The 247-nt window shown below is 42.1% G+C and carries 1 protein-coding gene; it reads right to left on the bottom strand.

Going from position 1 to position 247, the window contains the following annotated elements; genetic code table 11:
• Positions 1 to 247, bottom strand: a 247-nt coding sequence (locus tag ACNEUN_RS06385) for a transposase (RefSeq protein ID WP_463631615.1), incomplete at both ends; no start/stop codon positions are given.

Consider the following 247-nt stretch of genomic DNA (forward strand, 5'->3'; position numbering starts at 1 on the left):
GTTGTCGTTCTTCTAAATTATGACACACTGCGGCTGTAAAATATCCTGCATCTAATCCAACCGCAATGGGGTTAAGTTCAAACGTATCAAGTACGCGGTCTAAGCGTTGTATGATTGGTTGACTGTCATGTACATTACCTGCTGTGGCATGTGTATCAACGATAATTCCGTGTTTGCCATCCACAACCCTATGGTCTAAATAGAAAAATCCTTTTGGCTTTTCATCACGCACCATAAACCCACTGTC

The sequence above is a fragment of the Gardnerella sp. C0684A1 genome (assembly GCF_055326835.1).